Origin of the sequence: Micromonospora sp. WMMD975, from assembly GCF_029581215.1 — a bacterium.
Lineage (GTDB): Bacteria > Actinomycetota > Actinomycetes > Mycobacteriales > Micromonosporaceae > Micromonospora.
Window position 1 is genome coordinate 5,059,284 of sequence record NZ_CP120739.1, and the last position, 24,803, is coordinate 5,084,086.

Genomic DNA, 24,803 nt, shown 5'->3' on the forward strand with positions numbered 1-24,803 from the left:
GGTATAGGAGGGGCCCCCGCTTAACACTCAGGTGTTAAGCGGGGGCCCCTCCTAACATCTGGCGGTCAGGGGGTGGGGGCGTGCTCGCGGCGGGCGAGCCGGTTCTTGCGGTGCCCGTAGCCGAAGTAGATGATCCCGCCGAGCGCCATCCAGATCAGGAACCGCACCCAGGTCTCCACCGACAGGTTGAGGCTCAGGTAGAGGCAGGCCACCGCCGTGACGATCGGCAGCACCGGCGAGAACGGCACCTTGAACGGCCGCTCCAGGTCGGGGCGCCGCTTGCGCAGGATCGGCACCGCGATCGCGACCAGCATGAACGCGCAGAGCGCGCCGATGCTGACCAGGTCGGCGAGCGCGGACAGCGGCAGGAAGCCGGCGAGCAGCGCCACCGCGACCGTCATGATCGCGGCGATCCGGTACGGGGTGCCCCAGCGCGGGTGCACCTTGGCGATCGACGGCGGGATGAGCCCGTCCCGGGCGATGGCGAAGCCGATCCGACCCATGGCCACCAGGTCGACCAGGATCACGCTCGTCAGACCGGCGACGGCGGCGATGGAGACGAGCGTCGCGGCCCAGCCGGCCCCGACCGCCCGGAACGCGGACGCGATCGGCGCGCCCTCGTCGATCTCGGTGTAGTTGACCATGCCGACCACGACGAGCGAGACGCCGATGTAGAGCGCGGTGGAGATGACGAGCGTGCCGAGCAGGCCCAGCGGCAGGTCGCGCTTGGGCTTGCGGGTCTCCTCACCCAGGTTCGCCACGGCCTCGAACCCGGTGTACGCGAAGAAAACCACCGCGGCGGCGGTGAGCACCCCGACGAAGCCGAAGACGGAGGGTTCCAGCCCGAAGAGGGCCTGGGTGACCGGCTGCTTGATGCCGTCGTCGCCGGCGCCCGCCGGCTCGCTGGACGGGATGAACGGGGTGAGGTTCGCGGCCTTCACGAAGAACAGCCCGGCGATGATGACGAAGGCGCAGATCGCCACCTTCACCAGCACCAGCACGTTGGTGACCCGGGCGGACTCGCGGATGCCGACGATGGCCACCACGCCGAGCGCCAGCACGATGCCGACCGCGCCGAGGTTGACGATGCTGCCCTCCTCGGCGAACCAGGCGCTGGGCAGGCCGAACAGGTCGGTGAAGTAGCCGGACCAGCCCCGGGCCACCACCGCCGCGCCGAGCGCGAACTCCAGCAGCAGGTCCCAGCCGATGATCCAGGCGACGATCTCGCCCATGGTGGCGTAGGCGTAGGTGTAGGCGCTGCCGGCGGTCGGCACGCTGGAGGCCAACTCGGCGTAGCAGAGCGCGGCGAGCAGCGCGACCGCCCCGGCGATGCCGAAGGAGATCACCACGCCGGGTCCGGCGCTGTTCTTCGCCTCGACGCCGGTCAGCGTGAAGATCCCGGTGCCGATCACGATCCCGATGCCGAATCCCATCAGGTCGACCGGCCCGAGTCGACGACGGAGCCCCGGCTTGCCGTCTTCGCCGTCGGCGTCGCCATGGGCGAGCACGTCCTTGATCGGCTTGGTCCGCAGGACTGACATGGATCACCTCCCCCAACGCCGCGACCACCGCGTTGGCGGTCCGTGGTCGGCCAAGCTACCCACCGTTCGCCGCGTCCAATCCAGTACGTCGGGTGTCGGAATGGTCACGATGCGGTGCGCGGCTCCGGGGTCTTGCGCCGGATCGGGATTGATGAAAGTTTCCTACCGGCGGTGTAATCATCACGGCGAATCTTGCCGAGCGCGCGCCGCCGTCCGCCCTCGGACCCGACGAAGGGACCGCACCGCATGAAGGCAACACCGCTCAGAGCCGCCGCGCTGGCCGTGGCGCTGCTCGGCGCGCTTGTCGCCGCCACCCCGGCACACGCCGCGCCGAACCGGACGACAACCACGAACACCACCGACTGCGTGACGGATCCGGCCACCCCCAAGCGCCAGTTCCGAGCCATGTGGATCGCGTCGGTGACGAACATCGACTGGCCGAGCAAGGACTCGTGGACCGCCCCGGACCAGGTCGCCAAGCAGAAGGCGGAATACCTCGGCTGGCTCGACCTGGCCCAGAAGCTCCACCACAACGCCGTCGTGGTCCAGGTCCGACCGACCGCGGACGCGTTCTGGCCCTCGCCGCACGAGCCGTGGTCGGAATACCTGACCGGGGTACGCGGCAAGGACCCGGGCTGGGACCCGCTGGCCTTCCTGGTCGCCGAGTCGCACAAGCGGAACCTGGAGTTCCACGCCTGGCTCAACCCGTACCGCGTCTCCATGCCCGCCCCCGGCGGCGCCGGCGCCGACCTGTCCCAACTCGCGCCGGACAGCCCGGCCCGGGCGCACCCGGACTGGGTCTTCGCCTACCCGCCGGCCGGCGTCGCCGGCAGCCGGCTCTACTACAACCCCGGCATTCCCGAGGTACGCGAGTTCGTCCAGACCGCGATGATGGACGCGGTCAAGCGGTACGACATCGACGGCGTGCACTTCGACGACTACTTCTACCCGTACCCGAGCGGCACCTACCAGGTGCCCGACGACGCCACGTTCGCCGAGTACAACCGGGGCTTCACCGACCGGGCCGACTGGCGGCGGGACAACATCGACCTGCTGATCCAGGAGATGAACGCCAAGATCAAGGCGGCGAAGCCGTGGGTGAAGTTCGGGGTCAGCCCGTTCGGCATCTGGCGCAACGCGTCGGCCGACCCGAACGGCTCGGACACCACCGGCTCGCAGTCGTACGACATCATCTCCGCCGACACCCGCAAGTGGATCAAGGAGGAGTGGATCGACTACGTGGTGCCGCAGCTCTACTGGTACATCGGCCAGTACCCGGCCGCCGACTACGCCCGGCTGGTGCCGTGGTGGGCGGAGCAGGTGCGCGGCACCCACGTGCAGCTCTACCTCGGCCAGGCCGACTACAAGAGCGGCGAACCGGCGTACGGGTCGTACTGGATGAACCCGCGGGAACTGTCGGACCACCTGACGTTGAACCGGTCGTACCCGGAGGTGCTCGGCAACGTGCACTTCTCGGCGGTGCAGGTCCGGGCGAACCGGCTCGGCGCGACCGACATCTACGCGGCCGAGCACTACTCCCGCCCGGCGCTGGTGCCCGCCATGACGCACCTGCCGCACAAGCCGTTGCTCTTCCCGGTGGTCACCAAGGCCCGGCGGGAGGTGGACGGGGTGCGACTGAGCTGGCGGCAGCCCGCCGACGGCAGGGGCCCGCTCGGCACCGCCACCTCGTACGCGATCTACCGGTTCGACGGCCTCGGCCTGCCCGGCCGGTGCGACCTCGCCGACGCGTCCCACCTGGTCGGCACCGTCCGGGCCACCGACGGCGCCACCCAGTCCTGGGTGGACACCTCGGCGGTCGCCGGCACGCGCTACACCTACTACGTGACCGCGTTGGACCGCCTGTGGAACGAGAGCCCGGCGAGCCCGCCGCGCTTCGTCCGCTGACCCACCCGAATGCCCCCGGCCGCCACCGCGGCCGGGGGCATTCGTCTGTTTGGGCGAATGTCAGCAAGTGGCCGCCCGAGCCATCCCCCGGCGTCACCACATTGATCGACACTCTTCGAAATCCGGAGATCCCGGAGCGCCCGTCCCGACGCCGACCACCCGGAGGTCCACCGTGACCCGACGCCTCGCCACCACCCTCGCCGCCGGCATGATCGCCCTGCTCACCGTGCTCGGCTTGGCCTCACCGGCCGCCGCCGCGGTGAGCACCGCGCAGAAACTCTCCGTGCTGTCCACCTGGACCCAGACCAGCGCCAGCAGCTACAACGCCTGGAACAGCGCCCGGTTGAACAAGGCGCCCTGGGCCGAGTACGGCTTCGACTGGTCCACCGACTACTGCTCGTCCAGCCCGGACAACCCGCTCGGCTTCTCCTTCAACCTCTCCTGCTACCGGCACGACTTCGGCTACCGCAACCACAAGGCCATGGGCATCTTCCCGGCCAACAAGTCCCGCCTCGACAGCGCGTTCTACGCGGATCTCAAGCGGGTGTGCGCCACCTACAACACGATCGTCCGGCCCGCCTGCTACAGCCTCGCCTGGACCTACTACCAGGCGGTCAGCGTCTTCGGTTCGGTCGCCGCCGTGCGGCAGGCCGACCTGGACCGCGCTGCCCGAATGAAGGCCGACGCCGAACGCCGCGCCGCACCCCGCCCCTGACCCGCCGCGCTCCGCCCGCCTGCCCCCCGGTTTCACGGAAGGAGTGGTTGTCCGGGCCCGGACAGCCACTCCTTCCGTGGATCAGCACGCAGGGTGGGGGGTGGGGGTCAGCCGGCTGTGCTGTGGGGCTCGGGGGTCGGGCGGGACGTCTGGCGGCCGAACCAGAGCGAGTCGGCCGTCAGGTCCGGGTGCTCGACGTGCAGCGCCAGCGCCGCCGCCTCGTCCAGCCGCAGCCCGGCGCCCGCGCCGTACGCCGCGTCGAACGCCTCGTCGCCAAGGGCCCGGCGCAACTCCGCCTGCCGGGCCAGCCAGTACGGCTCGTAGATGCCCGGGGTGGCCCGCAGGCTCGCCCGGGTGGCCTGCGCCGCGCCGAAGAGCCGGGCCGCGGCCACCGCGTCGCCGGCCAACGCGCAGCGCACCGCGATCGCGTTGATCGTGTCGCAGGCCCGGCCCAGATAGCCGTGACTCATCCGGGACCGCAGCGCCACCAGCAGATGCTCGTGCGCCGCGACGAGGTCGCCCCGGGCCAGCGCCACCATGCCGAGCAGCATGTCCACCGAGCGGCGGCCCCGCTCCACCGGGCGGGCCGCCTCCACCGGACGGGCCGAGCCGAGCACCTCGGCCGCCTCGTCCAGCGCGCCCCGGCGCCAGAGCAGCTCGGCCAGGTTGTAGACGGCAAGCAGCGCGTCGCCGACCACGTCCTGCGCGTACGCCCAGTCGATCACCTCGCGGCAGACCCGCTCCGCCTCGGCGAACTGCCCCATGTCGACGAGCGGCGCGGCACGCCCGGCCAGCACCCGGGCCAGCAGCCCCAGATCACCGGCCTGCCGGGCCGCCGCCTCGGCCCGCTGCGAATACCGCAGCTCCTCCGCGAACTCGCCGTCGGCGCCCGCGTGCAACGAATGCATGTGGTACGCGGCGGCCAGCTCGGCCTCCGGGATGTCCTCGCCGGTCTCGGCGATCCGGCCGTAGAGCCGGAACAGCCACAACCGCCCCTCCCGGGCCAGCCCGCGCTCCCGCCACCACTGGTCCAAACCCCCGGCCAGGTGCAGCCCCGACCGGGCGCTGCCCCCGGTGGCGCACCAGCGCAACGCGGCCCGCAACTCCCCGGCGAGCGGGTCCAGCGCGTAGAGCGAGAGAGTCACCGGACGGCCGTCCGGACCCAGGTGCGCCCGGTCCAGCGCGTGCCGGGACCAGGCGACGTGCCGGTCCCGGGCCGCCTGCTCCTCACCCGTCTCGATCAGCCGGCGGGCCGCGTACGCCCGGATCGGGTCCAACATCCGGTAGGTGCTTCCCGAGGCGTGCGGCTCGGCCAACACCATCGACTTGTCCACGAGCACCGACAGCGGGTCCAGCGGATCCTCGTCCAGCAGCCACTGCACGGTCGGCAGGTCCACCGGGCCGGCGAACACCGCCATCCAGCGCAGCAGCCGGGACGAGCGGGCGCCGAGCGTCCGGTACGACCAGGTCACCGTGGCCTGGATGGTCAGGTGCCGCTCGCTTGCCGACCGCTGTACCGCCCGGGACGCCGGAGTCGGCGGGGCGGACCCGGTCGCGGCGGCCACCAGGTCGACGGTGTCCTGCTGGTTGCCGCTCCAGCCGGCCTCCACCGGCGGCGGCTCCGCCGACTCACGCCCCGCGTCCAGGGTGCCCATCATGTCGTCGAGCCGCTCCGCCAACTGCCCGGCCGACAGCACCCGCATGCGCGCCGCGGCCAGCTCGATGGCGAGCGGCAACCCGTCCAGCCGACGCACCACCCGGTGCAGGTCCGCCTGCTCGGTCAGGCCCGGCGCCCGACCGCCCCGGGCCGCCGCCGTGCGCTCCAGCAGCAGGGCCACCGCGTCACTCGCGCCGCTGCCCGGCTCCTCGTCCACCGACAGCGGCGGGATCCGCCACACCACCTCACCGGGTACGCCGAACGACTCCCGGCTGGTCGCCAGCACCCGCACCCCCCGGCCGCCGGCGAGCAGCCGGCTGATCACCTCCGCCGACGCGGCCGGCTGGGCGTCGCAGGTGTCGAGCACCACGAGCATCCGGCGGGGCGCCGCGTACTCGACCAGGGTGTCGACCATCGGCCGGCCCGGTTCCGGGCGGAGGCCGAGCACGGCGGCGATCTCGAAGGCGACCAGCCCGGGGTCGGTGACGGCGGCGATGTCGACGAACCACACCCCGTCCGGATAGTTCTCGACGATGCCGGAGGCCAGCTCCACCGCCAGCCGGGTCTTGCCCGCCCCACCCGCGCCCAGCACGGTCACCAGCCGGTACGCCTCGACCAGCCGCCCCAACTCGGCCCGCTCGAAGTGCCGGCCGACGAACGAGGTGGACTGGGTGGGCAGGTTGTGCGCCGCCGCGTCGGCGGTGCGCGGGCGCGGGAACCGCCGCTCCAGCCCCGGCGCGACGAGCTGGAACAGCCGCTCCCGGTCGTCGAAGCCGCGCAGCCGGTGCAGGCCGAGGTCCAGCAGGGACGCGCCGTCCGGAAGCGGGTCGGCGTGCCGGGCGGTGGCCGCCGAGCAGAGCACCTGACCGCCGTGCGCGGCGGCGGCCACCCGGGCCGCCCGGTGCACCTCGGGGCTGGCGTACTCGCCGTCGCGTGGCTCGGCGTACCCGGTGTGCAGGCCCATCCGGACCCGGGGGATGGCGTCCGGGTTCGGCCACTCGTGCCCGGCGAGGGCACGCTGCGCGGTCAGGCATGCCTGCACGGCGGCGGCCGCGTCCGGGAAGGCCAGGAAGAACGAGTCGCCCTCGGTCAGCAACTCCGCCCCGTCCGTGCCGGCGAGCGTGTCGCGCAGCAGCCGGCGGTGCTCCCGCAGGACCGGTCGGTAGACCGGGCCGAGCATCCGGGCCATCCGCGTCGAACCCTCGATGTCGGTGAACACGAAGGTCACCCACCCGCTGGGGAGGTGGATCCGTGGCGACATACGTCGAACCTCCGCCCGCTGACGTCGGGTTCATGCTGCCCTATGATCGCGCCGTCACGCATCGTGAGAACGGACGGGCACATTCCGACCAAAGGTTCCCACAGAAGACGCGCGCCCGGTCGCCCGGCGGTGGGTCAGCAGCCGCAGGCGCCGCCGCAGCAACCCCCGCCCGGGGTCGGTGTGCCACCGACCGGGCCGGCCCCACCTCGGCCGGTGAACGCCACGGTGGAGAGCAGCTTCACTGTGTCGGGGTGACCCTGGGGGCAGGTGGCGGGGCGGCCCGCCTCAGCCATCGGACGGTTGACCTCGAAGGTGTCGCCGCAGGCGCGGCAGCGGAACTCGTACCGGGGCATGCGGTAAGCGTACGGCCGGGCCTGACGCCGTCGCACGGATGGGTGATACTCGACGGGTGGTGGACGGCGAACGGCGACCGACGGTCCGGCCCCTGCGACCCGCCGCGCCGCCCGACGGCGACGCCGGGCCGGTCCCCCGCCCCCGGCGGGACGAACCCACCTCTCCGCCGGCGAAGACCGCACCCGAGACCGCGTCCACAGCGGAGCCCACGGCGGCCGAGCCCGCAGCGGCGAAACCGGCGCTCAAGTCCACAGCGGCGAAGCCGGCGGCAGAACCCGCGGCAGCGGAGCCGGAGGCCGAGCCCGCGGCAGCGGAGCCGGAGGCCGAGTCCGCAACGGCGGAACCCGCGGCGGCGGAGGTCGCAGCGGCCGGGGGGCGGCGTCGGCGGGTGCCGTTCGCGCACGCTGGTCGGGTGCGACCACGGCAGCTCGCGGTGGGCGCGGCCCGGGCCACCCGGGCGTGGTCGCGCCGGCCGAGCGGACGCACCACCCTGCCCGCGCTGTTCCTGCTCGCCCTGGTCGGGGCCGCCGTCGCGGTCGGCGCGATACTCGTGCCGGCGGCCGTCCGCGAGCCGGAACCGGTCGCGGTCGAGGCCACCAGCGCCACCCCGGCCCAGGGGGTGCCGCAGACCGGCACCGTGCCGGGCGTGACCGCCGTGCCGGGCCTGACCGCCGCGCCCGGCCTGACCGGCCTGCCCGGCACCGCCGGGCCGTCCGGCTCGCCGCCGGCCGGTGGCGCGACCGCCAACCCGGTCCTGCCGGCCGGGCGCCCGGCCGACGCGCTGACCGGGTGGGCGCAGCGGGTCGGCGTCACCACCGGGATCCCGGCGACAGCGTTGCAGGCGTACGGCTACGCCGAACTGGTGCTGGCACAGACCCACCGCAGTTGCCAACTGAGCTGGACCACGCTCGCCGCCATCGGCTTCGTCGAGTCCCGGCACGGCACGGCCGGCGGGGCGACCCTGCGACCTGACGGCCTGACCTCGAAGGAGATCCTCGGCGCCCGACTCGACGGTCAGGGTGGCCGCTCCCGGATCCTCGACACCGACCAGGGCCGGCTCGACGGCGACACGACCTTCGACCGGGCGCTCGGGCCGATGCAGTTCATCCCGAGCACCTGGCAGGAGATCGGCGCGGACGCCGACAACGACGGCGTGAAGAACCCGCACGACATCGACGACGCGGCGCTGGCCGCGGGCGAATACCTGTGCAAGGCCGGGCGGAACATGACCATCCCGGGCGACTGGTGGGGCGCCATCCTCTCCTACAACGACGTGCGGCGGTACGCCCAGGAGGTCTTCGACAAAGCCGACGAGTACGGACGCAAAAGCGGCACGTGACGTGACGACGCGCGCACATTCGCGGCCACAACCCTTCCCCCGAGCTGCGGTTGACGGCAAGCTAGACGGGTGATGGTGCGCGAGTGGGACCCTCGGACAGCGTCGTCCGCCGAGATCACGTCACTGCTGGACACGCTGAACGCGGTCCTGGCGGCGGATCTGCCGCAGGATCCGCCCTGGCGGGTGAGCTTCCTACGGGAATACCTGTCCGAGGTGATGCCCGGCGAACGCCGGATCTCCTGGGTCGCCCAGGAGGATCCGGCGCCGGACGGCAGCCCCGGCGGGATCGTCGGGCACGTGCACGTGCTGCTGCTCGGCGGGATCGGCGTGCTCGAGGTGCTCGTGCATCCGGCGCTGCGGCGCACCGGGCTCGGCCGCGAGCTGGTGCGGGTGGCTGCCCGCCGGGTCTGGGACGAGGGGTTCCAGTCGATCGGCGTGGAGGTGGTCGGCGACACCCCGGCCCTGGCGTTCTACGAGGCGCTGGGCTTCACCCGGGAATACGTCGAGACCCGCAGCGTGCTCGACCTGAGCGGGGTGGACTGGCCGGCGCTGACCGAGATGGCCACCGAGGTGAGCGCGGGCTACCACGTCGAGTTCTGCCCGGGCGGGCCGCCGGACGAGCTCATCGAGGCGTACGCGCGAGCCAAGGCCGAGGTGCGCGACATGGACGACGGCGAGCTGCGCCCCAGCTCCTACGATCCCGAGCGGCTCCGGGACAGCCTCGCCACCCTGCACCGGCGGGGCATGAAGCCGTACATCGTGCTGGCGTTGCACGAGGAGAGCGGCGAGGTGGCCGGGCTGACCGAGGTGGTGGTGCCGGCACAGCACCCGACGCGGGCCGATCAGTACGACACCATCGTGGTCGGTGAGCACCGCGGTTTCGGCATCGACCGTGCCATCAAGGCACGGATGCTGCTGGAGCTGCGCTCGGCCGAGCCCGAGGTGGCCGAGGTGCAGACCTGGAACGCGCAGGCCAACGAGTCGATGCTCAAGGTCAACGCGGAGCTGGGCTACCAGCCGGACCGGGACTGGTGCGAATACGGTGTGGACGTCGCCGAGCTGGTGCACCGGCTGGACAGTCACCGCTGACGCCTCTTCACCATACGGCCGCCCGGAGGATGGACGACGGACGGCCACGGCCCTTAACGTGCGTTAGTTCCCGACCACCCATCGTGGAGGCTCCATGCGCCCGCGCCGCACACTGGCCGTGCTCGCGACCACTGCCGCCGTCACCGCTACGGCGATCGTGGTCGTGCCCCCCGCGGCCAGCGCCGCGCCCACCGACCTGTTCATCTCCGAATACGTCGAGGGGTCGTCCAACAACAAGGCCGTCGAGCTGTTCAACGGCACCGGCGGCCCGGTCGACCTGGCCGCCGGCGGCTACCAGCTCCAGATCTTCTTCAACGGCGCCACCACCTCGACGAACGTGGCGCTGAGCGGCACCGTCGCCACCGGGGACGTGTTCGTCTTCGCCGCCTCGGCGGCCACCCCGACGATCCTCGCCCAGGCCGACCAGACGTACGGCGGGGCGCTGTTCAACGGCGACGACGCGATCGTGCTGCGCAGGGGCGACACGGTGGTCGACTCCATCGGCCAGGTCGGCGTCGACCCGGGCAGTGAGTGGGGCAGCGGGCTCACCAGCACGGCCGACAACACGCTGCGCCGGCTGCCCTCGGTCAGCGCCGGCGACACCGACCCGACGGACCCGTTCGACCCGGCCGCCCAGTGGGCCGGCTTCGCCACCGACACGTTCGACGGGCTGGGCAGCCACGCCGTCGACGGCGGGGGCCCGGTCGACCAGGCACCGACGCTTGCGTGCGGCGGCGCGCTCATCGTGGAGGCGGGCGCCACCGCGACCCGCGAGGTGACCGCCACCGACGCCGACGACACCGTCACCGACCTCGCCGTCACCGGAGTCGCCCCGGCCCCGGTGAGCGGCTCGATCAGCCGTACCGCGTTCACCCCCGCGGCCGGGGTCGGCGGCACGGCCCGTGCGACGCTGACCGCGACCGGCCTGCCGGCCGGCAGCTACACGGTCACCGTGACCGCGACGGACGCCGAGGGCGGCACCGCCACCTGCACGCTCGCGGTGCAGGCGACAAGCGTGCTGTCGGTGGGCGAGGTGCAGGGCCGCACCACCGACGACGAGAGCGGGCGCACCGACCGGTCGCCGCTCGCGCCGGCCACCGGAAACGGCACCAGCCCCATGCTGTACGACGTCCGCGGCGTGATCACCAGCAGGTCCCTGACCCGCAGTTCGGCCGGGGCGGACCAGTGGGGCTTCTATCTCCAGAGCCGGCTCGGCAGCGAGGACGGGGACCCGCTCACCTCGGACGGCCTCTACGTCTTCATGGGCTCGTTCACCACGCTGATCGGCGGCTACGCCCCGACCGTCGGCGACGAGGTCGTGCTGCGCGGCCGGGTCTCGGAATACTTCGACCAGACCCAACTCTCCGGCGCCTCGCTGGTCCGCAAGCTCGACTCGGGCCTCGACGTGGACTCCGTGGTCGGGGTGACCGACGCGGTCCCGCCGGCCGAGGCGGACGCCGCCGACCTGTTCTGGGAACGGCACGAGGGCGAACGGATGCGGGTTCGCGCCGGCAGTGGCGTCTCCGCGCCCCGGCACATCTACGCCTCCACCGCCGACTCGGAGATCTACGTGCTGGACCGCGAAGACCCGATCATGAAGCGGTCCGACCCGTACGCCCGTCGGGTGTTCCGCGACGCGCACCCGCTTGACGACATCCCGGGCACGCTCTTCGACAACGGGAACAACCAGCGGATCCTGCTGGGGGCCGGTGGCGTGAAGGCGACCGCCGCCGACTCCGGCGCGCTGCTGCCCGAGGCCCGCACGTTCGACACGCTGACCGAGGACGCCTACGGCGCCGTCTCGTACGCGTTCAGCAAGTACAGCGTGCAACCCGAACAGCTCACCCTGACCGGTGGCGCGGACCCGGCGGAGAACAACCCGCCGCGCCCGGCGGACCGGCACAGCGAGGTGGCGGTCGCCACCTACAACGTGGAGAACCTGTACGACTACCGGGACGACCCGTTCGACGGCTGCGACTTCGCCGGCAACAGCGGCTGTCCCGGCGTCAGCCCGCCGTTCGACTACGTGCCGGCCAGCCCGGAGGCGTACGCCGCGAAGCTGGCCACCCAGGCCCGGCAGATCGTCCACTCGCTGCACAGCCCGGACCTGATCCTGGTGCAGGAGGCCGAGGACCAGGACATCTGCTCGGTGGTCGACGGCAACCTGGCCTGCGGCGACAGCAACGACGCCGACGGCGCGCCGGACACGGTGCAGGAGTTGGCGCTGGCCGTCGCGGCAGCCGGCGGCCCGGCCTACGCCGCCGCGTACGACCGCACCGGCGCGGACGCCCGGGGCATCGTCTCGGCCTTCCTCTACCGCACCGACCGGCTGACGCTGGCCTCCGCGACCGCCGGTGACCCGCTGCTGGGGTCCGCGCCGACCGTCCAGTATCGGTCTGCCGCGTTGCCGTCCAACGCGGACGTGCAGAACCCGAAGGCGTTCAACGCGGTGCTGCCGGCCGATGTCGACAGGTCGACCGGGGTGGACGGCAGCAACGTCTACACCCGCGCGGCGCAGTTGGCCCGGTTCACCGTGAAGGCGGCGCCCGGCTCGGCCGAGCGGTTCACGCTCTGGGCGGTCGCCAACCACTTCTCGTCCGGCCCGGACAGCCGGGTCGGGCAGCGCCGCGAGCAGGCGGCGTACGGGGCCGCGCTGGTGCGGGCGGTCGAGGCCACCGACCCGAACGTGCGGGTGGTCTACGGCGGCGACCTGAATGTCTTCCCGCGGCCGGACGACCCGATCGCGACCGGGCAGAACCCGACCCCGTCGGACCAGCTCGCCCCGCTCTACCAGGCCGGCCTGCACAACCTCTGGGACGACCTGGTCGCGGACGCTCCGGCGTCGGCCTACTCGTACACCTTCAGTGGGCAGGCGCAGACCCTGGACAACATGTTCGTCAACGACCCGATGCACGACGACCTGGTGCAGGTGCGTACGGCGCACATCAACGCCGACTACCCCACGGACGCCACGGATCTGGGCGACCGGGGCGCCAGCGACCACGACCCCCAGGTGGCCCGGTTCGCCTCGCGTGCCGCGCTGCGGGTGGCCGACACCTCGGTGACCGAGGGCGACAAGGGCACCAGCACGATGACGTTCACGGTCACCGTGTCCCGTCCGCTCTCCGAGCCGGCCCTGATCTGCGCGACCACCTACGGCACCACGGCCCAGGCCGGCTCGGACTACGACCCGTACGTGGGCTGCCGGATCCTGGCCGCGGGCCGGACCTCGCTTGCCTTCCCGGTCACCGTGCGCGGCGACCGCAAACGCGAGGCGGACGAGCGGCTCACGCTGTACGTGGCCGGGGTGCCGGGGCTCCGGCTCGCCGACCCGTCCGCGGTAGGGACGATCCTGAACGACGACTGATCGGCGCTGCGCGTGGCGGCCCGTCACTTCGCTCTCCAGCGGATCGGCGGGCCGCCGCGGTATCCGCACCGCTGCGGGTCCTTCGGGGGCGGCACGTTGCGGTATTTGGCCACCCGCACCTCCCACTGGCTGCGGCGCCGCAGGGCGTCCCGGACGGCCCGGTCGCGGTAGAACGTCTCCGGCGGCCGGGCCAGCCCGTACCTGTCGGCCCACCACTCCCCCGGCTCCGGGTCGGTGACGATGTCGAGGTGGGACGGATATCGCCGCTCGGCGCCGTCACGCAGGTCGGCCCGGTCACGCATCGGCTTGAGCACCGTGCCGGCCTCGTCGACGACGACGAGCCGGAAGCCGGCCGTACCCACGATCCGCGACAGCATGGCGAGACTGGGTGCCAGGGTGCCCGCCTCGATCCGCCCGACGGTGGTCGGGTGCACCCCGGCGAACCGGGCCAGCTCGCGTTGGCTGGCGTCGGCGCGGCGGCGGACCGCACGGACGATCCCGGCGGCCGGGAAGGGAATGTCGAAGGGTTCGGTGAGCAACGCCGGCCGCTCGTCTGCGGCCGGCACGCAGGCCGCCCCCGGCGCGGCGGTCACCTCCGGCACGGTGGCCGCTTCGGGGGCGGTAGCCGCTTCAGGCGCGGCGTCGGCGGTGTCGGTCACCCCGCCACGCTCGCGCCTCCCCGGGTGCCACGGCAACCCCGCCCTCCCCGACTGTGGAAAACCCGGCATCCGCCGATCACCCCATCACGACCCACGGGGTACGCGGGCCGAATGGCAGTCACAGAATGTAAACATCACCCAAAGTGACGCGCACCGACCGCCGTGGCGATCGATGCGCCATGACCAATGCCTCTAATGATTCAAATAGGACAGCCCTGAACGCCCACCGACATCACCTCTCGCTGACTTTGCTCTGCAGCCACCGGCGCAGCAGACACCAGCGGTTACTGCTGACTCGATGGCTGCAGAGCAAAGTCTGTGGACGACGAGGCCCACAGGCGAAGGAAATGTGACTCCCTGTGACGAAATCGCTGCAGCAGATCGAGCGGTACGGAAAGGCCGCCGAGCATGGCCAGGATGGCCGGCCGAAGCTGGTGACCGATGCACGAGAGCGGGATATCACACGTCACGACAGAGCGCGGGCAAACAGCGGGGACAGGCGCGGTAGGCCGCGGCACGTGAGCGTATCGGGCGCATGGCTGGGGAGCGCGCAGGCCGCAGCGCGCGAACGCGGGTGGAGACGGAGTCGGAGGACGGCCGGCGCGGCGGAGTGGCGGCGCGGCGGAGTGGCGGCGTTGGGGGGTGGCGGCGTGGGGGGGGTGTCAGATTACAGGGTCACAGGTCGCAGAGCCGGCGACCGGAGCGGATGTCGTCGAGTGCGGTGTGCAGCTCGGCGATCCGTCGTTCCGCCTCGGCGGTCAGCCGGTCGTGCAGCCGTTGCCAGTCGGCCAGGTCCGGCTCCGGCGGCAGAGCCGCGAGCAGGTCGCGGATCTCACCGACGGTGAGGCCGATCCGCTGCGCCACCCGGGCGACCCGGACCCGGCACGCGGCGTCCGGACCGAACCGGCGCTGGTTACCGCTGGTGCGACTGGCCGCGATCAGGCCCTGCCGCTCGTAGAAGCGGATCGCGGAGCCGCTGGCACCGCTCTCCCGGGCCACCTCGCCCACCGTCAGCATGGTCACGCCCACTCCCGCGAGTGCTTGACTTCAACAATTGTTCAAGTCTTAGCGTCCAACCCATGACGACGCAAGAGACGACCCAGGAATCACCGCTCACCCTCGCCGTGCTCGTCGGAAGCGTTCGCCAGCCCCGGATGGGTCGGATGATCGCCGACTGGTTCGTCGACCACGCCGGCCGCCACGCCGGCCTCCGCACCGACCTGGTCGACCTCGCCGAGGTGCCGCTTCCGCTCGCCGACACTCCGCCCGGCGGCAACCCGGCCAGCCCGATCGCCGGCCGCCTCGGCGCCGCGGACGCCTTCGTCGTGGTCACGCCCGAATACAACCACAGCTTCCCGGCGGCCCTGAAGAACGCCATCGACTGGCATCACCGGGAGTGGGTGGCCAAGCCGGTCGGGTTCGTCTCGTACGGCGCCGGCTCGGGCGGGATCCGCGCGGTCGAGCAGCTCCGGCTGGTCTTCGCCGAGCTGCACGCCACCACCACCCGCAGCGGCGTGGTGCTCACCGCGCCGTGGGAGCGCCTCGACCGGCAGGGGCGGCTGGTTGCCGACGGGCCACTGGAGCGGGCCGCCGACGCGACGCTCGGCGAGTTGACCTGGTGGGGCGAGGCGCTCCGGGCCGCCCGCCGGCGCCGACCGTACGGTCAGTAACGCTGGCGGAGGAGCTGGGCCGCCTCGACCGCCCAGTAGGTGAGGATGATCTGTGCGCCGGCCCGGCGGATCGAGGTGAGCGTCTCCAGCATGACCCGCTCCCGGTCGACCCAGCCGTTGGCGGCGGCGGCCTCGACCGTCGCGTACTCGCCGGAGACCTGGTAGGCGGCGACCGGGACGTCCACCGCGGCCCGGACCGCCGACACCACGTCGAGGTAGGGCAGCGCCGGCTTGACCATCACCATGTCGGCGCCCTCGGCGACGTCCAGCTCGACCTCGCGCAGCGACTCCCGCAGGTTCGCCGGGTCCTGCTGGTAGGTGCGCCGGTCGCCGTCCAACGCCGACTCCACCGCGTCGCGGAACGGGCCGTAGAAGGCGGAGGCGTACTTGACGGCGTACGCGAGCACCGAGACGTCCCGGTGGCCAGCGGCGTCCAGGGCCTTGCGGACCACGCCGACCTGGCCGTCCATCATCCCGGACGGCCCGACCATGTGGACCCCGGCGTCGGCCTGGGCGACCGCCATCTCGGCGTACGCGGCGAGCGTCGCGTCGTTGTCCACGCCGCCGTCCGGGGTGAGCAGGCCGCAGTGCCCGTGCGAGGTGAACTCGTCCAGGCAGAGGTCGCTCATCACCACGGTGGCGTCACCGACCTCGGCGATCACGTCCCGGATGGCCACGTTGAGGATGCCGGCCGGGTCGAGGCCGCCGGAGCCGGTCTCGTCCCGCGTCGCCGGCACCCCGAACAGCATGATCCCGCCGACCCCGGCCTGGACCGCCTCGACGGCCGCCTTGCGCAGCGAGTCCCGGGAGTGCTGGAGCACCCCCGGCAGCGACGCGACGGCCCGCGGCTCGGTCAGGCCCTCCTTGACGAACATCGGCATGACCAGTTCGGCCGGGGCGACGCGGGTCTCGGAGACCAGCCGCCGCACGGCCGCGTTGCGGCGCAGCCGGCGGGGCCGGATCTCGGGGTACGGCATGAGGGGTCCTCCTGTCAGCGGAACCTCAGGGCGGTCGGGCCCTGCACCTTCGAGCCGCGGCGCTGCTTCGCCGGCATGGCGGCGAGCTTCTCGCGCAGCTCGACGGCGTAGGCGGCGAGCGCCTCCACCAGGTCGGGCACCGAGGCGTGCGGCGGCTGCACGTCGACCCGCAGGCCGAACTCCGTCGCGGTCTCCGCCGTCTTGGGCCCGATGACGGCAACAACGGTACGCGCGTGCGGCTTCCCGGCGATGCCGACCAGGTTCCGAACGGTGGAGGACGAGGTGAAGAGCACCGCGTCGAACCCGCCCGACTTGATCGCGTCGCGGATCTCGGCCGGCGGCGGCGCCGCCCGGACGGTCCGGTACGCGGTCACGTCGTCGACCTCCCAGCCCCGCTCGGTGAGGCCGGCGGCAAGCGTCTCGGTGGCGATGTCGGCGCGGGGCAGCAGCACCCGGCCGACCGGGTCGAGGATCTCGTCGTGCGGGGAGAACTCGGCCAGCAGGCCCTCGGAGGACTGCTCCCCGGCCGGGACCAGCTCCGGCTGGATGCCGAACGCGCGGACCGCGTCGGCGGTCGCCTCACCGATACAGGCGATCTTGACGCCGCCGAAGTGCCGGGCGTCCAGCCCGTGCTCGGCGAACTTCTCCCAGACCGCCCGGACCGCGTTCACCGAAGTGAAGATCACCCAGGCGTACCGGCCGTCGACCAGGCCCTTGACCGCGCGCTCCATCTGGGCCGGGGTGCGGGGCGGCTCGACCGCGATGGTCGGCACCTCGCACGGGATCGCCCCGTACGCGCGCAGCCGCGCGCTCATCGCGCCGGCCTGCTCCTTGGTGCGGGGCACCAGCACCTTCCAGCCGTACAGCGGGCGGTTCTCCCACCAGCTCAGCTTGTCGCGGTCGGTGACGCCCGCGCCGACGGTGAGCACGACGCGGCCGGTGAAGCCGAGCGCCGCCGCGACGAAGGAGTCCACGCTCGACGTGGTGGTGTACTGCGTCTCGCCGGTGCCGTCGCCGGTCACCCCGACCGCGGTGGCGCCGTCGACCCCGGCGGCCAGCAGCCCGTCCCGGACGGCGGCCAGGTCACCGGCGTCCACCGCGAGCGCCAGCGAGCCCCGGCCCACGGCCGTGGCGAGCGCGTCGAAGTCCAGCGCGGTGACGTCCTCGACGTCGGCGGCGGTGCGCACGCCCGGCAGCGGGACGCCGGCGTACGTGGCGACGCCCTCGGCCTGGCCGACGCCCGGCACCACCTCGAAGTGGGCCGCGGTGCGCGCCACCGCCTGCACCTCCTTGACCACCGAGTCGTGGCCGAACGGGTCACCGGCGACCAGGTGCACCGCGTTCTGGCCGGAGCGGGCCGCGGAGATCAGCACCTTCGCCACGTCCCCCGGCACGCCCTCGGCGGGGCTGAACTCGGCGTCGGACCGGGCCTGGGCGCGTACGTGGGTCAGCAGCGACTCGGGGACTCCCCGGTCGTACACCACGTGGTCGGCCTCGACCAGGGCGTCGAGCGCCCGGCGGGTCAGCAGGCCCGGGTCGCCGGGGCCGGCCCCGACGAAAGCGATCCGGCCTACGGGCTTACGGGTGCGGGTCATTCTGTGCTCCCAAGTTGCTGGGTCCCCGGGCCGGCGTGTCCTTCTTGGCCGAGGATCGAGTCGGCACCGAGTTCGAGGAGTTCGGCGGCGAGTGCCTTGCCGATCTCCGCCGCGTCGGCGGGCGTTCCGGTGCGGGACAGCCGGAGGTCACGGGAACCGTCCGGGCTGATCACCGCACCGCGCAGGTAGATCTCCTCACCGGTCTCACCCTCGGCGAGTTCGCCGTAGGCGGCCACGGGTGCGCTGCACCCGGCCTCCAGGGTGGCCAGCAGTGCCCGTTCCGCGGTGACCGCGGCGCGGGACGGCGCGTGATCGAGCCGCGCCAGCAGCTCGATCAGGTCGTGGTCGTCGACCCGGCACTCGACCGCGAGCGCGCCCTGTGCGGGCGCCGGCAGCATGAGCATCGGGTCGAGCGTCTCGGTGATGACGTCGGCGCGGCCGATCCGGGCGAGCCCGGCCCGGGCCAGCACGACGGCGTCGAAGTCGGCGTCCGGGCCGAGCACCCGGCCCACCCGGGAGTCGACGTTGCCCCGGATCGGGGTGACCTCGAACTGCATGCCGAGCGCGTGCAGCTGGGCGATCCGGCGCAGGGCGCCGGTGCCGATCCGCGCGCCGGGCGGCAGCTCGGCGAGGGTACGGCCGCCGGTGGCGACGAGCGCGTCCCGTGGATCCTGCCGGGGCGGTACGGCCGCGATGTGCAGACCGGGCGCCGCCGCGGTGGGCAGGTCCTTGTACGAGTGCACGGCGAAGTCGATCTCGCCGGCGGTCAGCGCGTCCCGCAGGGCGGACACGAAGACGCCGACACCGAGCCGCTGCACCGGGGCGGTGGAGCGGTCCCCGGCGGTCACCACCTCGACCAGCTCGACCGGGCGGCCGGTGGCCGCGGTGAGGGCGTCGGCGACGTGGCCGGACTGGGCCATCGCCAGGACGCTGCCCCGGGTGCCGAGGCGCAGGGGGGCGGTCATCGCGCACCTCCGGTGGTCGGGACGTCGGCCGCGTCGAACGACGACCGGCCGTCGAGGTCGGTGGTGACCACGTCGGGGACGGTGTCGACCGGGGACGTCTGTGGCACTTCCAGGTCGAACAGCTCGCGCAGCAGGGCCGCGTACTGGTCGCCGCCGGGTTCGGCGGCGAGCTGGCGGACCCGCACGGTCGGCTGGTGCAGCAGCCGCTGCACCACCCGGTGCACGGTGCGGGCAACCTCGGCGCGCTGGTCGTCGCTGAGGTCGGGTCGGCGTTGGCCGAGCCGGCGCAGCTCGGCGGTGACCACGTCGTCGGCCCGGCCGCGCAGGGCGGCCACGGTGGGTGCCACGTCAGCCCCGCGCAGCCAGCTCAGGAACGCCTCGACCTCACCGGCGACGATCCGGCCGACCTCGGCCGCGTCGGCGGCGGCCGGGCCGTCGGCGAGGACGGCGGCCATCCGGTCGATGTCGATCACCTCGACGCCCGGCAGCTCGGCGACGCCCGCCTCGACGTCACGCGGGACGGCGAGGTCGAGCAGGACCAGCGAGGGCCGGTCGGCGCCCCGGCGGGCCAGCGCCCGGGTCACCACGTCCCGGGTGAGCACCGGCTCGGTGGCGGCGGTCGCGGCGACCACGATGTCCACCGTGGACAGCGACTCGACCAGCTCGGCGATCGGCACGGCGGTCGCGCCGTAGGACTCGGCGAGGCGGACGGCGCGGGCGGCGCCCCGGTTGGTGACGACGACCGGTCCGGCGCCGAGCCGGGACAGGGTCGCCACGCCCAGCGAGCCCATCGCCCCGGCGCCGACCACCATGGCGGGTCGTTCGGTCAGGTCGCCGTCGAGCAGGTCGGCGGCGAGGCCGAGGGCGGCGGTGACGACGCTTTGTCCGGCCCGGTCGATGTTCGTCTCGGTGTGCGCGCGCTTGCCGACCCGCAGCGCCTGTTGCATCAGTTCGTGCAGCAGCCGGCCGGTCGACTCGGCGCCGCCGGCGGAATGGTAGGCGTCGCGTAGCTGGCCGAGGATCTGCGCCTCGCCGACCACCATGGAGTCCAGCCCGGTGGCGACCCGGAAGACGTGATCGACGGCGGCGGCGTCGTAGTGCACGTAGAGGTGCGGGGCGAGCGCCGACGGCGGGCAGCCGGCCTGTTCGGCAAGGACCGCGCAGATGTCACCGAGCCCACCGTGGAACCCGGAGACCGCGGCGTACACCTCCACCCGGTTGCAGGTGGAGACGAGGACCGCCTCGGCGACGTACGGCTGGGCGACGAGGCGGTCCAGCGTGCGGGTGAGGTCCGCGGGTGGGACGGCCAGTTGCTCAAGCGTGGCGACCGGGGCGGTGCGGTAGGACGCGCCGACGACGAGCAGTTTCACGTGCCGATCGCCTCCTGGGTGTCGGTGGCCGCGAGCCCGCCGGGCAGGGCGGTGAGACCGGGCCCGCCGGTGGCGGGCAGCGCGGTCAACGACGCCTTGCGGTGCTCGTGGAAGGACAGGATCTGCAGCTCGATCGCGAGGTCGACCTTGCGCACGTCGACCCCGTCCGGGACCGAGAGTACGCACGGCGCGAAGTTGAGGATGCTCGTCACGCCGACGGCGACGAGTTGGTCGGCGACGGCCTGGGCGGCGGGCGCCGGGGTGGCGATCACGCCGATCGAGATCGACTCCTCGGCGACGACCTGGGGCAGCTCGTCGGCGTGCCGCACGACCAACCCGTTTATCTGTTCGCCGACGCGGGACGGGTCGGCGTCGAGGAGCGCGGCGATGCGGAATCCGCGGCTGGCGAAGCCGTCGTAGCCGGCCAGGGCGTGACCGAGATTACCCACCCCGACCAGGGCCACGGCCCGGCACTGGGTGAGCCCGAGCACCGAGGAGATCTGATCGATCAGCAGCGCGACGTCGTAGCCGACGCCCCGGGTGCCGTACGAGCCGAGGTGGGACAGGTCCTTGCGGAGTTTCGCCGAGTTGACGCCGACCGCGCTGGCCAGGCTCTCACTCGACACGGTCTCGTGACCGGCGTCGGCGAGCGCGTGCAACGCGCGCAGGTATTCCGGAAGCCGGGACACGGTCGCCTCGGGCAGCTCCGGAAGCGCCGGTACGGCACCGGTGCGGCCGGGCGCGCCGGGTGGACGGTGCTGACTCATGAGACTCCGTGCGGTGCGATCCTCGACCAGCGTCGGAGGCCGGTCGTTTCGGGACTCCCGCTGGCGACCGTTGTTGCCGGCTGTGCTAGCAGGGCGCGTCGGAACTACAGAGTAGGCGCTTGTGAAGAGGTGCACAAATCGCGATCTTGATGACTCGCGACGCCACTCCACCTGCCCCTCCATTCTCACAAGATCGATCAACCGCGCCTTCCCCGCAGCGCGTGGCGATTATTGCTCAATCCAGACTTCTCTGACCAATCGCGCGCGCCCGGTAGCGCTCAGTGACCGGCGCAGCGAGGCGCTTCTCACTTCCCGGTAGGGAGAACCCCACCCTGGATGCACCGGCGCGCGGGATGGGCCGGCCGGGTCCGCGCTCCTAGCCTCGAACCATGACCGCCATGCCGTCGGCCGCCGCGCCCGCCCCCTCGTCGCCCGTCCGGGGCCTGCTCCGCCAGCTCGGGAACGACACCGGGTACGTGATCTTCAGCCTTCCGTTCGCGATTGTCGGCTTCGTGCTCGTCATCGCGGGGATCTCGCTCACCGCCGGGCTGCTGGTCACCACGCTCGGCCTGCCGGTCCTCGCGGGCCTGCTGTACGCGGCCCGCGGGCTGGCCGACCTCGAACGGCTCCGGCTCCCCGGCGTGCTCGGCCGACCCCGGGTCCGCCCGGTCTACCTGGTGCCCGGCCGTGGCGCCCGGTTCTGGCGGCGGGTCTTCACCCCGATGCGTGACCCGCAGTCCTGGCTCGACCTGCTGCACGCGTTCCTCCGGTTCCCGGTGACCCTGCCCACGTTCGTGATCATGGTGGTGTGGTGGGCGGTGGCGCTGGCCGGCCCGTTCTACGGCCTGTACGACTGGTCCATCCCGCGCGGGCCGGACGACCAGCACCTGAGCTATTTCCTCGGGATGGGTGACGGGGCCGGCGCGCGGATCGCGCTGAACACCGCGATCGGGCTGTTCGCGCTCTTCACCCTCCCCCTGGTCGCCCGCGGGCTGGCCCGGATCCAGGCCGGCCTGGCGTACTCCCTGCTCACCGGCGTGGCCGAGATGCGGCAGCGGATCATCACGCTGGAGGAGCAGAAGCGGGCCGCCGCCTCGGCCGAGGCGGTCGCCCTGCGCCGGTTGGAGCGCGACATCCACGACGGGCCGCAGCAGCGCCTGGTCCGACTCGCCATGGACCTGGGCCGGGCCCGCCACCAGCTCGCCGCCGACCCGGAGGCGGCCCGGCGCACCCTGGACGAGGCGGTCGCCCAGACCCGGGAGACGCTCGACGAGCTGCGTGCCCTCTCCCGCGGCATCGCACCGCCGATCCTGGTCGACCGGGGGCTGCCGAGCGCGCTCGCCGCGCTCGCCGCCCGCGCCCTGGTGCCGACCGAGCTGCTCGTCGACGACGAGTTGGGTCGGGCCGGCGGCCGGCTCGACCCGGGTCTGGAGAGCACCGCGTACTTCGTGGTGGCCGAGGCGTTGACGAACGTCGCGAAGCACAGCCGGGCCACCGCCTGCCGGGTGGAGGTGACCCGGAAGGTGGGCCGGCTGGAGATCACCGTCACCGACGACGGGATCGGCGGCGCCCACCTGGCCAAGGGGCACGGGCTCAGCGGCATCGACGACCGGGTGCGGGCCGCCGGCGGCACCCTGGAGGTGGCCAGTCCGGCCGGCGGGCCGACGTGGGTCCACGCGGAACTGCCCCGGTGACGTCGGTCGGCCCGGAGCCGGCCGCCGACGCCGCCGGACGACGCTGAGGGCCGCCGGAGGCAGCGCCGCGGGCCCCGGACGTGATAGACACCGGACCCATGCGGGTGGTGATCGCGGACGACGCCGTACTGCTCCGGGAGGGGCTGATCCGGCTGCTCACCGAGTTCGGGCACGAGGTGGTGGCCGCCGTCGGCGACGGGGACGCCCTGGTCGAGGCCGTGGTCACACACCGGCCGGACGTCTCGGTGGTGGACGTGCGGATGCCGCCGTCGCACACCGACGAGGGACTGCGCGCGGCGGTGGAGGCCCGCCGTCGGGTGCCGGGCACGCCGGTCCTGGTGTTGTCCCAGTACGTCGAGGTGTCGTACGCCGACGACCTGCTGGACACCGCGGGCCGCGCCGGGGGCGGGATCGGCTACCTGCTCAAGGACCGGGTGGCCGCGATCGACGAGTTCCTGGACGGGCTGGCCCGGGTGGCCGGCGGGGGCACGGTGCTCGATCCGGAGGTGATCAGTCAGCTCCTGGTGCGGCGCCGGCGGGACGACCCGCTCGCGGCGCTGACCCCGCGCGAGCGCGAGGTGCTGGCGCTGATGGCCGAGGGCCGTTCCAACACCGCCATCGCCCGCGCCCTGGTGGTCAGCGACGGCGCGGTCGAGAAGCACGTGCGCAACATCTTCACCAAGCTCGACCTGCCCCCGGACGCCACCACCCACCACCGCCGGGTGCTCGCGGTCCTGGCCCACCTGCGCGCCTGACCCGCGGTCAGGGCAGGGCGCGGGCCATCCGTACCGCCGCGGTGAGGGTGTCGGCCACCGGGTGGCCGCTGGCGCGCAGCGTGGCCGGGTCGGAGATGCCACCGGTGTAGAGGACCGCGGCGCCGCCGACCGCGGTCGCCGCGTCCGCGTCGTCGAGCGAGTCACCGATCAGCACCACGTCCCGACCGTCGAGCCCCAGCTCCGCGAGGTGCTTCTCCAGCCACTGCGCCTTGTGCCCGCCGCCGACCGCGGCGCGCAGCCCGTCCACGCGGCGGAAGTGCGGGGTCAGCCCGTACGTGTGCACGGTGGGCACCAGCTCCTCGTGGAACCACATGGACAGCAACGACTGGCTGCCCGGCCAGGCGGCGATCGCGGCGGTGGCGTCGGCGGCCAGCGCGCAGCTGGTCAACCCGGCCCGGTAGGCGTCGTGGAAGATCCGGTCGAGCGCGCCGAACGCCTCGTCGTCGACCGCCCGGCCGAGCATCTCGGCGTAGTAGTCGGCGATCGGCCGGCGGAACCGCACCCGGTGCTCGTCGGCGCTGACCGCCCGGCCGCCGGCGCTGGCGAACGCCACGTTCGTGGCCCGCACCACCAGGTCGAGGTCGTCGAGCAGGGTGCCGTTCCAGTCCCACACCAGGTGGCGACGCGTCCTCGTCACCTCAGCACCATAGTTCAGAGCTGCGGGGTGGTCAGGTCCCGCAGCAGCCGGTCCTCCTCGACCCGCCAGTATCCGTGCTCCTTGCCGTCGAGCAGCACCACCGGCAGCCGGTCGCCGTAGTCACGCTCCATCTCGACGTCGCCTGTCACGTCCTTCTCCACCCAGCGATCGCCGGTGACCGCCACCACCCGGGCGAGCGCGGCCTTGGCGTCCTCGCAGAGGTGGCAGCCGGGCCGGGTGATCAGGATGAGCCGCGGGTCGGTTGACATCTGGTGCCTCCTGCGGTGCTCGGTCGGCGTCGACTGCGAGTGGGGCGCGGACCGGCTCAGATTACGCGCCGACACCGACGGGCCGGCGGTCCGCGCCACATACGCAACTAACAGTGGGTGGGAATCCCGATGATGGGAGCTGGATCTTCCCGGGCCACCCGGGCGCGTTCCGGACCTGACCGGCCGGGTCGCCGCC

Annotated in this window: 20 protein-coding genes; 8 read left to right on the forward strand and 12 right to left on the reverse strand. The window is 73.1% G+C overall.

Features of this window, described 5'->3' with window-relative positions:
- Window positions 1-65: 65 nt before the first annotated feature.
- The gene (locus tag O7613_RS22370; protein WP_282289825.1) at window positions 66-1,541 is read right to left on the reverse strand and encodes an amino acid permease; all 1,476 of its coding nucleotides are present in this window, start codon (window positions 1,539-1,541) and stop codon (window positions 66-68) included.
- A gap of 246 nt (window positions 1,542-1,787) precedes the next feature.
- Between O7613_RS22370 and O7613_RS22375 the strand changes: the two genes are divergently transcribed.
- Both O7613_RS22375 and O7613_RS22380 read left to right on the forward strand, forming a co-directional pair.
- Window positions 1,788-3,446 (forward strand): family 10 glycosylhydrolase, encoded by a 1,659-nt coding sequence (locus tag O7613_RS22375; protein WP_282289826.1) that lies wholly within the window; start codon window positions 1,788-1,790, stop codon window positions 3,444-3,446.
- Between the two features lie 172 nt (window positions 3,447-3,618).
- On the forward strand, window positions 3,619-4,161 hold the full coding sequence (locus O7613_RS22380; RefSeq protein WP_282289827.1) for a phospholipase: 543 nt from the start codon (window positions 3,619-3,621) through the stop codon (window positions 4,159-4,161).
- A 107-nt stretch (window positions 4,162-4,268) separates the two neighbouring features.
- On the opposite strand, the gene O7613_RS22385 is transcribed toward O7613_RS22380, so the two are convergent.
- Both O7613_RS22385 and O7613_RS22390 read right to left on the reverse strand, forming a co-directional pair.
- Window positions 4,269-7,079: an adenylate/guanylate cyclase domain-containing protein gene (locus tag O7613_RS22385; protein ID WP_282289828.1), complete on the reverse strand. Its 2,811-nt coding sequence runs from the start codon at window positions 7,077-7,079 to the stop codon at window positions 4,269-4,271.
- 134 nt (window positions 7,080-7,213) lie between these two features.
- Window positions 7,214-7,432 (reverse strand): zinc ribbon domain-containing protein, encoded by a 219-nt coding sequence (locus tag O7613_RS22390; RefSeq protein ID WP_281586499.1) that lies wholly within the window; start codon window positions 7,430-7,432, stop codon window positions 7,214-7,216.
- 56 nt (window positions 7,433-7,488) lie between these two features.
- Between O7613_RS22390 and O7613_RS22395 the strand changes: the two genes are divergently transcribed.
- The 3 genes from O7613_RS22395 (at window position 7,489) to O7613_RS22405 (ending at window position 13,228) form a co-directional block, all read left to right on the forward strand.
- Window positions 7,489-8,772, forward strand: coding sequence for a lytic murein transglycosylase (locus O7613_RS22395; RefSeq protein ID WP_282294589.1), 1,284 nt, complete (start codon window positions 7,489-7,491; stop codon window positions 8,770-8,772).
- A gap of 72 nt (window positions 8,773-8,844) precedes the next feature.
- Window positions 8,845-9,861, forward strand: a complete 1,017-nt coding sequence (locus O7613_RS22400) for a GNAT family N-acetyltransferase (protein ID WP_281590064.1) — start codon at window positions 8,845-8,847, stop codon at window positions 9,859-9,861.
- Window positions 9,862-9,955: 94 nt separating this feature from the next.
- Window positions 9,956-13,228 (forward strand): lamin tail domain-containing protein, encoded by a 3,273-nt coding sequence (locus O7613_RS22405; protein ID WP_282289829.1) that lies wholly within the window; start codon window positions 9,956-9,958, stop codon window positions 13,226-13,228.
- Between the two features lie 23 nt (window positions 13,229-13,251).
- On the opposite strand, the gene O7613_RS22410 is transcribed toward O7613_RS22405, so the two are convergent.
- Together O7613_RS22410 and O7613_RS22415 are read right to left on the reverse strand one after the other, a co-directional pair.
- Entirely contained in the window at window positions 13,252-13,887 is a 636-nt protein-coding gene (locus O7613_RS22410; protein WP_282289830.1) for a helix-turn-helix transcriptional regulator, read from the reverse strand.
- Window positions 13,888-14,562: 675 nt separating this feature from the next.
- Window positions 14,563-14,904, reverse strand: coding sequence for a MerR family transcriptional regulator (locus O7613_RS22415; RefSeq protein ID WP_282294590.1), 342 nt, complete (start codon window positions 14,902-14,904; stop codon window positions 14,563-14,565).
- Window positions 14,905-14,966: 62 nt separating this feature from the next.
- Here O7613_RS22415 and O7613_RS22420 point away from each other — a divergent pair, with 62 nt between their 5' ends.
- Window positions 14,967-15,557 (forward strand): NAD(P)H-dependent oxidoreductase, encoded by a 591-nt coding sequence (locus O7613_RS22420; RefSeq protein ID WP_282289831.1) that lies wholly within the window; start codon window positions 14,967-14,969, stop codon window positions 15,555-15,557.
- Here the strand turns inward: O7613_RS22420 and hemB are convergent.
- From hemB to O7613_RS22445, 5 genes are read right to left on the reverse strand one after another with little or no spacing between them, the layout of a single operon-like run.
- Window positions 15,551-16,534, reverse strand: coding sequence for a porphobilinogen synthase (gene hemB, locus O7613_RS22425; RefSeq protein ID WP_281586495.1), 984 nt, complete (start codon window positions 16,532-16,534; stop codon window positions 15,551-15,553). The genes O7613_RS22420 and hemB overlap by 7 nt on opposite strands.
- A 14-nt stretch (window positions 16,535-16,548) precedes the next feature.
- Window positions 16,549-18,129: a uroporphyrinogen-III synthase gene (locus tag O7613_RS22430; protein WP_281586494.1), complete on the reverse strand. Its 1,581-nt coding sequence runs from the start codon at window positions 18,127-18,129 to the stop codon at window positions 16,549-16,551.
- Window positions 18,126-19,094 (reverse strand): hydroxymethylbilane synthase, encoded by a 969-nt coding sequence (gene hemC, locus O7613_RS22435; RefSeq protein ID WP_282289832.1) that lies wholly within the window; start codon window positions 19,092-19,094, stop codon window positions 18,126-18,128. Before hemC ends, O7613_RS22430 begins: the two co-directional genes overlap by 4 nt.
- Entirely contained in the window at window positions 19,091-20,464 is a 1,374-nt protein-coding gene (locus O7613_RS22440; protein WP_282289833.1) for a glutamyl-tRNA reductase, read from the reverse strand. Before O7613_RS22440 ends, hemC begins: the two co-directional genes overlap by 4 nt.
- A complete protein-coding gene (locus O7613_RS22445) occupies window positions 20,461-21,231 on the reverse strand; it encodes a redox-sensing transcriptional repressor Rex (RefSeq protein WP_281586491.1) in 771 nt (256 codons plus the stop codon). The genes O7613_RS22440 and O7613_RS22445 overlap by 4 nt, the downstream gene beginning before the upstream one ends.
- A gap of 389 nt (window positions 21,232-21,620) precedes the next feature.
- On the opposite strand from O7613_RS22445, the gene O7613_RS22450 reads away from it, so the two are divergent.
- Both O7613_RS22450 and O7613_RS22455 read left to right on the forward strand, forming a co-directional pair.
- Window positions 21,621-22,925: a sensor histidine kinase gene (locus tag O7613_RS22450; RefSeq protein WP_281586490.1), complete on the forward strand. Its 1,305-nt coding sequence runs from the start codon at window positions 21,621-21,623 to the stop codon at window positions 22,923-22,925.
- A 98-nt stretch (window positions 22,926-23,023) separates the two neighbouring features.
- On the forward strand, window positions 23,024-23,680 hold the full coding sequence (locus tag O7613_RS22455; protein ID WP_281586489.1) for a response regulator transcription factor: 657 nt from the start codon (window positions 23,024-23,026) through the stop codon (window positions 23,678-23,680).
- 7 nt (window positions 23,681-23,687) lie between these two features.
- Here the strand turns inward: O7613_RS22455 and O7613_RS22460 are convergent, their stop codons facing one another.
- On the reverse strand, window positions 23,688-24,338 hold the full coding sequence (locus tag O7613_RS22460; protein ID WP_282289836.1) for an HAD hydrolase-like protein: 651 nt from the start codon (window positions 24,336-24,338) through the stop codon (window positions 23,688-23,690).
- Window positions 24,339-24,352: 14 nt separating this feature from the next.
- Window positions 24,353-24,607, reverse strand: a complete 255-nt coding sequence (locus O7613_RS22465; protein ID WP_282289838.1) for a glutaredoxin family protein — start codon at window positions 24,605-24,607, stop codon at window positions 24,353-24,355.
- Between the last annotated feature and the right edge of the window lie 196 nt (window positions 24,608-24,803).

What these genes read in the sequence shown, in the direction of transcription:
- O7613_RS22420 (WP_282289831.1), top strand. Translation starts at nt 14,967, where the DNA reads ATGACGACGCAAGAGACGACCCAGGAATCACCGCTCACCCTCGCCGTG.
- hemC (WP_282289832.1), bottom strand. Translation starts at nt 19,094, where the DNA reads ATGACCGCCCCCCTGCGCCTCGGCACCCGGGGCAGCGTCCTGGCGATG.
- O7613_RS22405 (WP_282289829.1), top strand. Translation starts at nt 9,956, where the DNA reads ATGCGCCCGCGCCGCACACTGGCCGTGCTCGCGACCACTGCCGCCGTC.
- O7613_RS22400 (WP_281590064.1), top strand. Translation starts at nt 8,845, where the DNA reads ATGGTGCGCGAGTGGGACCCTCGGACAGCGTCGTCCGCCGAGATCACG.
- O7613_RS22385 (WP_282289828.1), bottom strand. Translation starts at nt 7,079, where the DNA reads ATGTCGCCACGGATCCACCTCCCCAGCGGGTGGGTGACCTTCGTGTTC.
- O7613_RS22445 (WP_281586491.1), bottom strand. Translation starts at nt 21,231, where the DNA reads ATGAGTCAGCACCGTCCACCCGGCGCGCCCGGCCGCACCGGTGCCGTA.
- O7613_RS22415 (WP_282294590.1), bottom strand. Translation starts at nt 14,904, where the DNA reads ATGCTGACGGTGGGCGAGGTGGCCCGGGAGAGCGGTGCCAGCGGCTCC.
- O7613_RS22455 (WP_281586489.1), top strand. Translation starts at nt 23,024, where the DNA reads ATGCGGGTGGTGATCGCGGACGACGCCGTACTGCTCCGGGAGGGGCTG.
- hemB (WP_281586495.1), bottom strand. Translation starts at nt 16,534, where the DNA reads ATGCCGTACCCCGAGATCCGGCCCCGCCGGCTGCGCCGCAACGCGGCC.
- O7613_RS22465 (WP_282289838.1), bottom strand. Translation starts at nt 24,607, where the DNA reads ATGTCAACCGACCCGCGGCTCATCCTGATCACCCGGCCCGGCTGCCAC.
- O7613_RS22450 (WP_281586490.1), top strand. Translation starts at nt 21,621, where the DNA reads ATGACCGCCATGCCGTCGGCCGCCGCGCCCGCCCCCTCGTCGCCCGTC.
- O7613_RS22375 (WP_282289826.1), top strand. Translation starts at nt 1,788, where the DNA reads ATGAAGGCAACACCGCTCAGAGCCGCCGCGCTGGCCGTGGCGCTGCTC.
- O7613_RS22430 (WP_281586494.1), bottom strand. Translation starts at nt 18,129, where the DNA reads ATGACCCGCACCCGTAAGCCCGTAGGCCGGATCGCTTTCGTCGGGGCC.
- O7613_RS22370 (WP_282289825.1), bottom strand. Translation starts at nt 1,541, where the DNA reads ATGTCAGTCCTGCGGACCAAGCCGATCAAGGACGTGCTCGCCCATGGC.
- O7613_RS22390 (WP_281586499.1), bottom strand. Translation starts at nt 7,432, where the DNA reads ATGCCCCGGTACGAGTTCCGCTGCCGCGCCTGCGGCGACACCTTCGAG.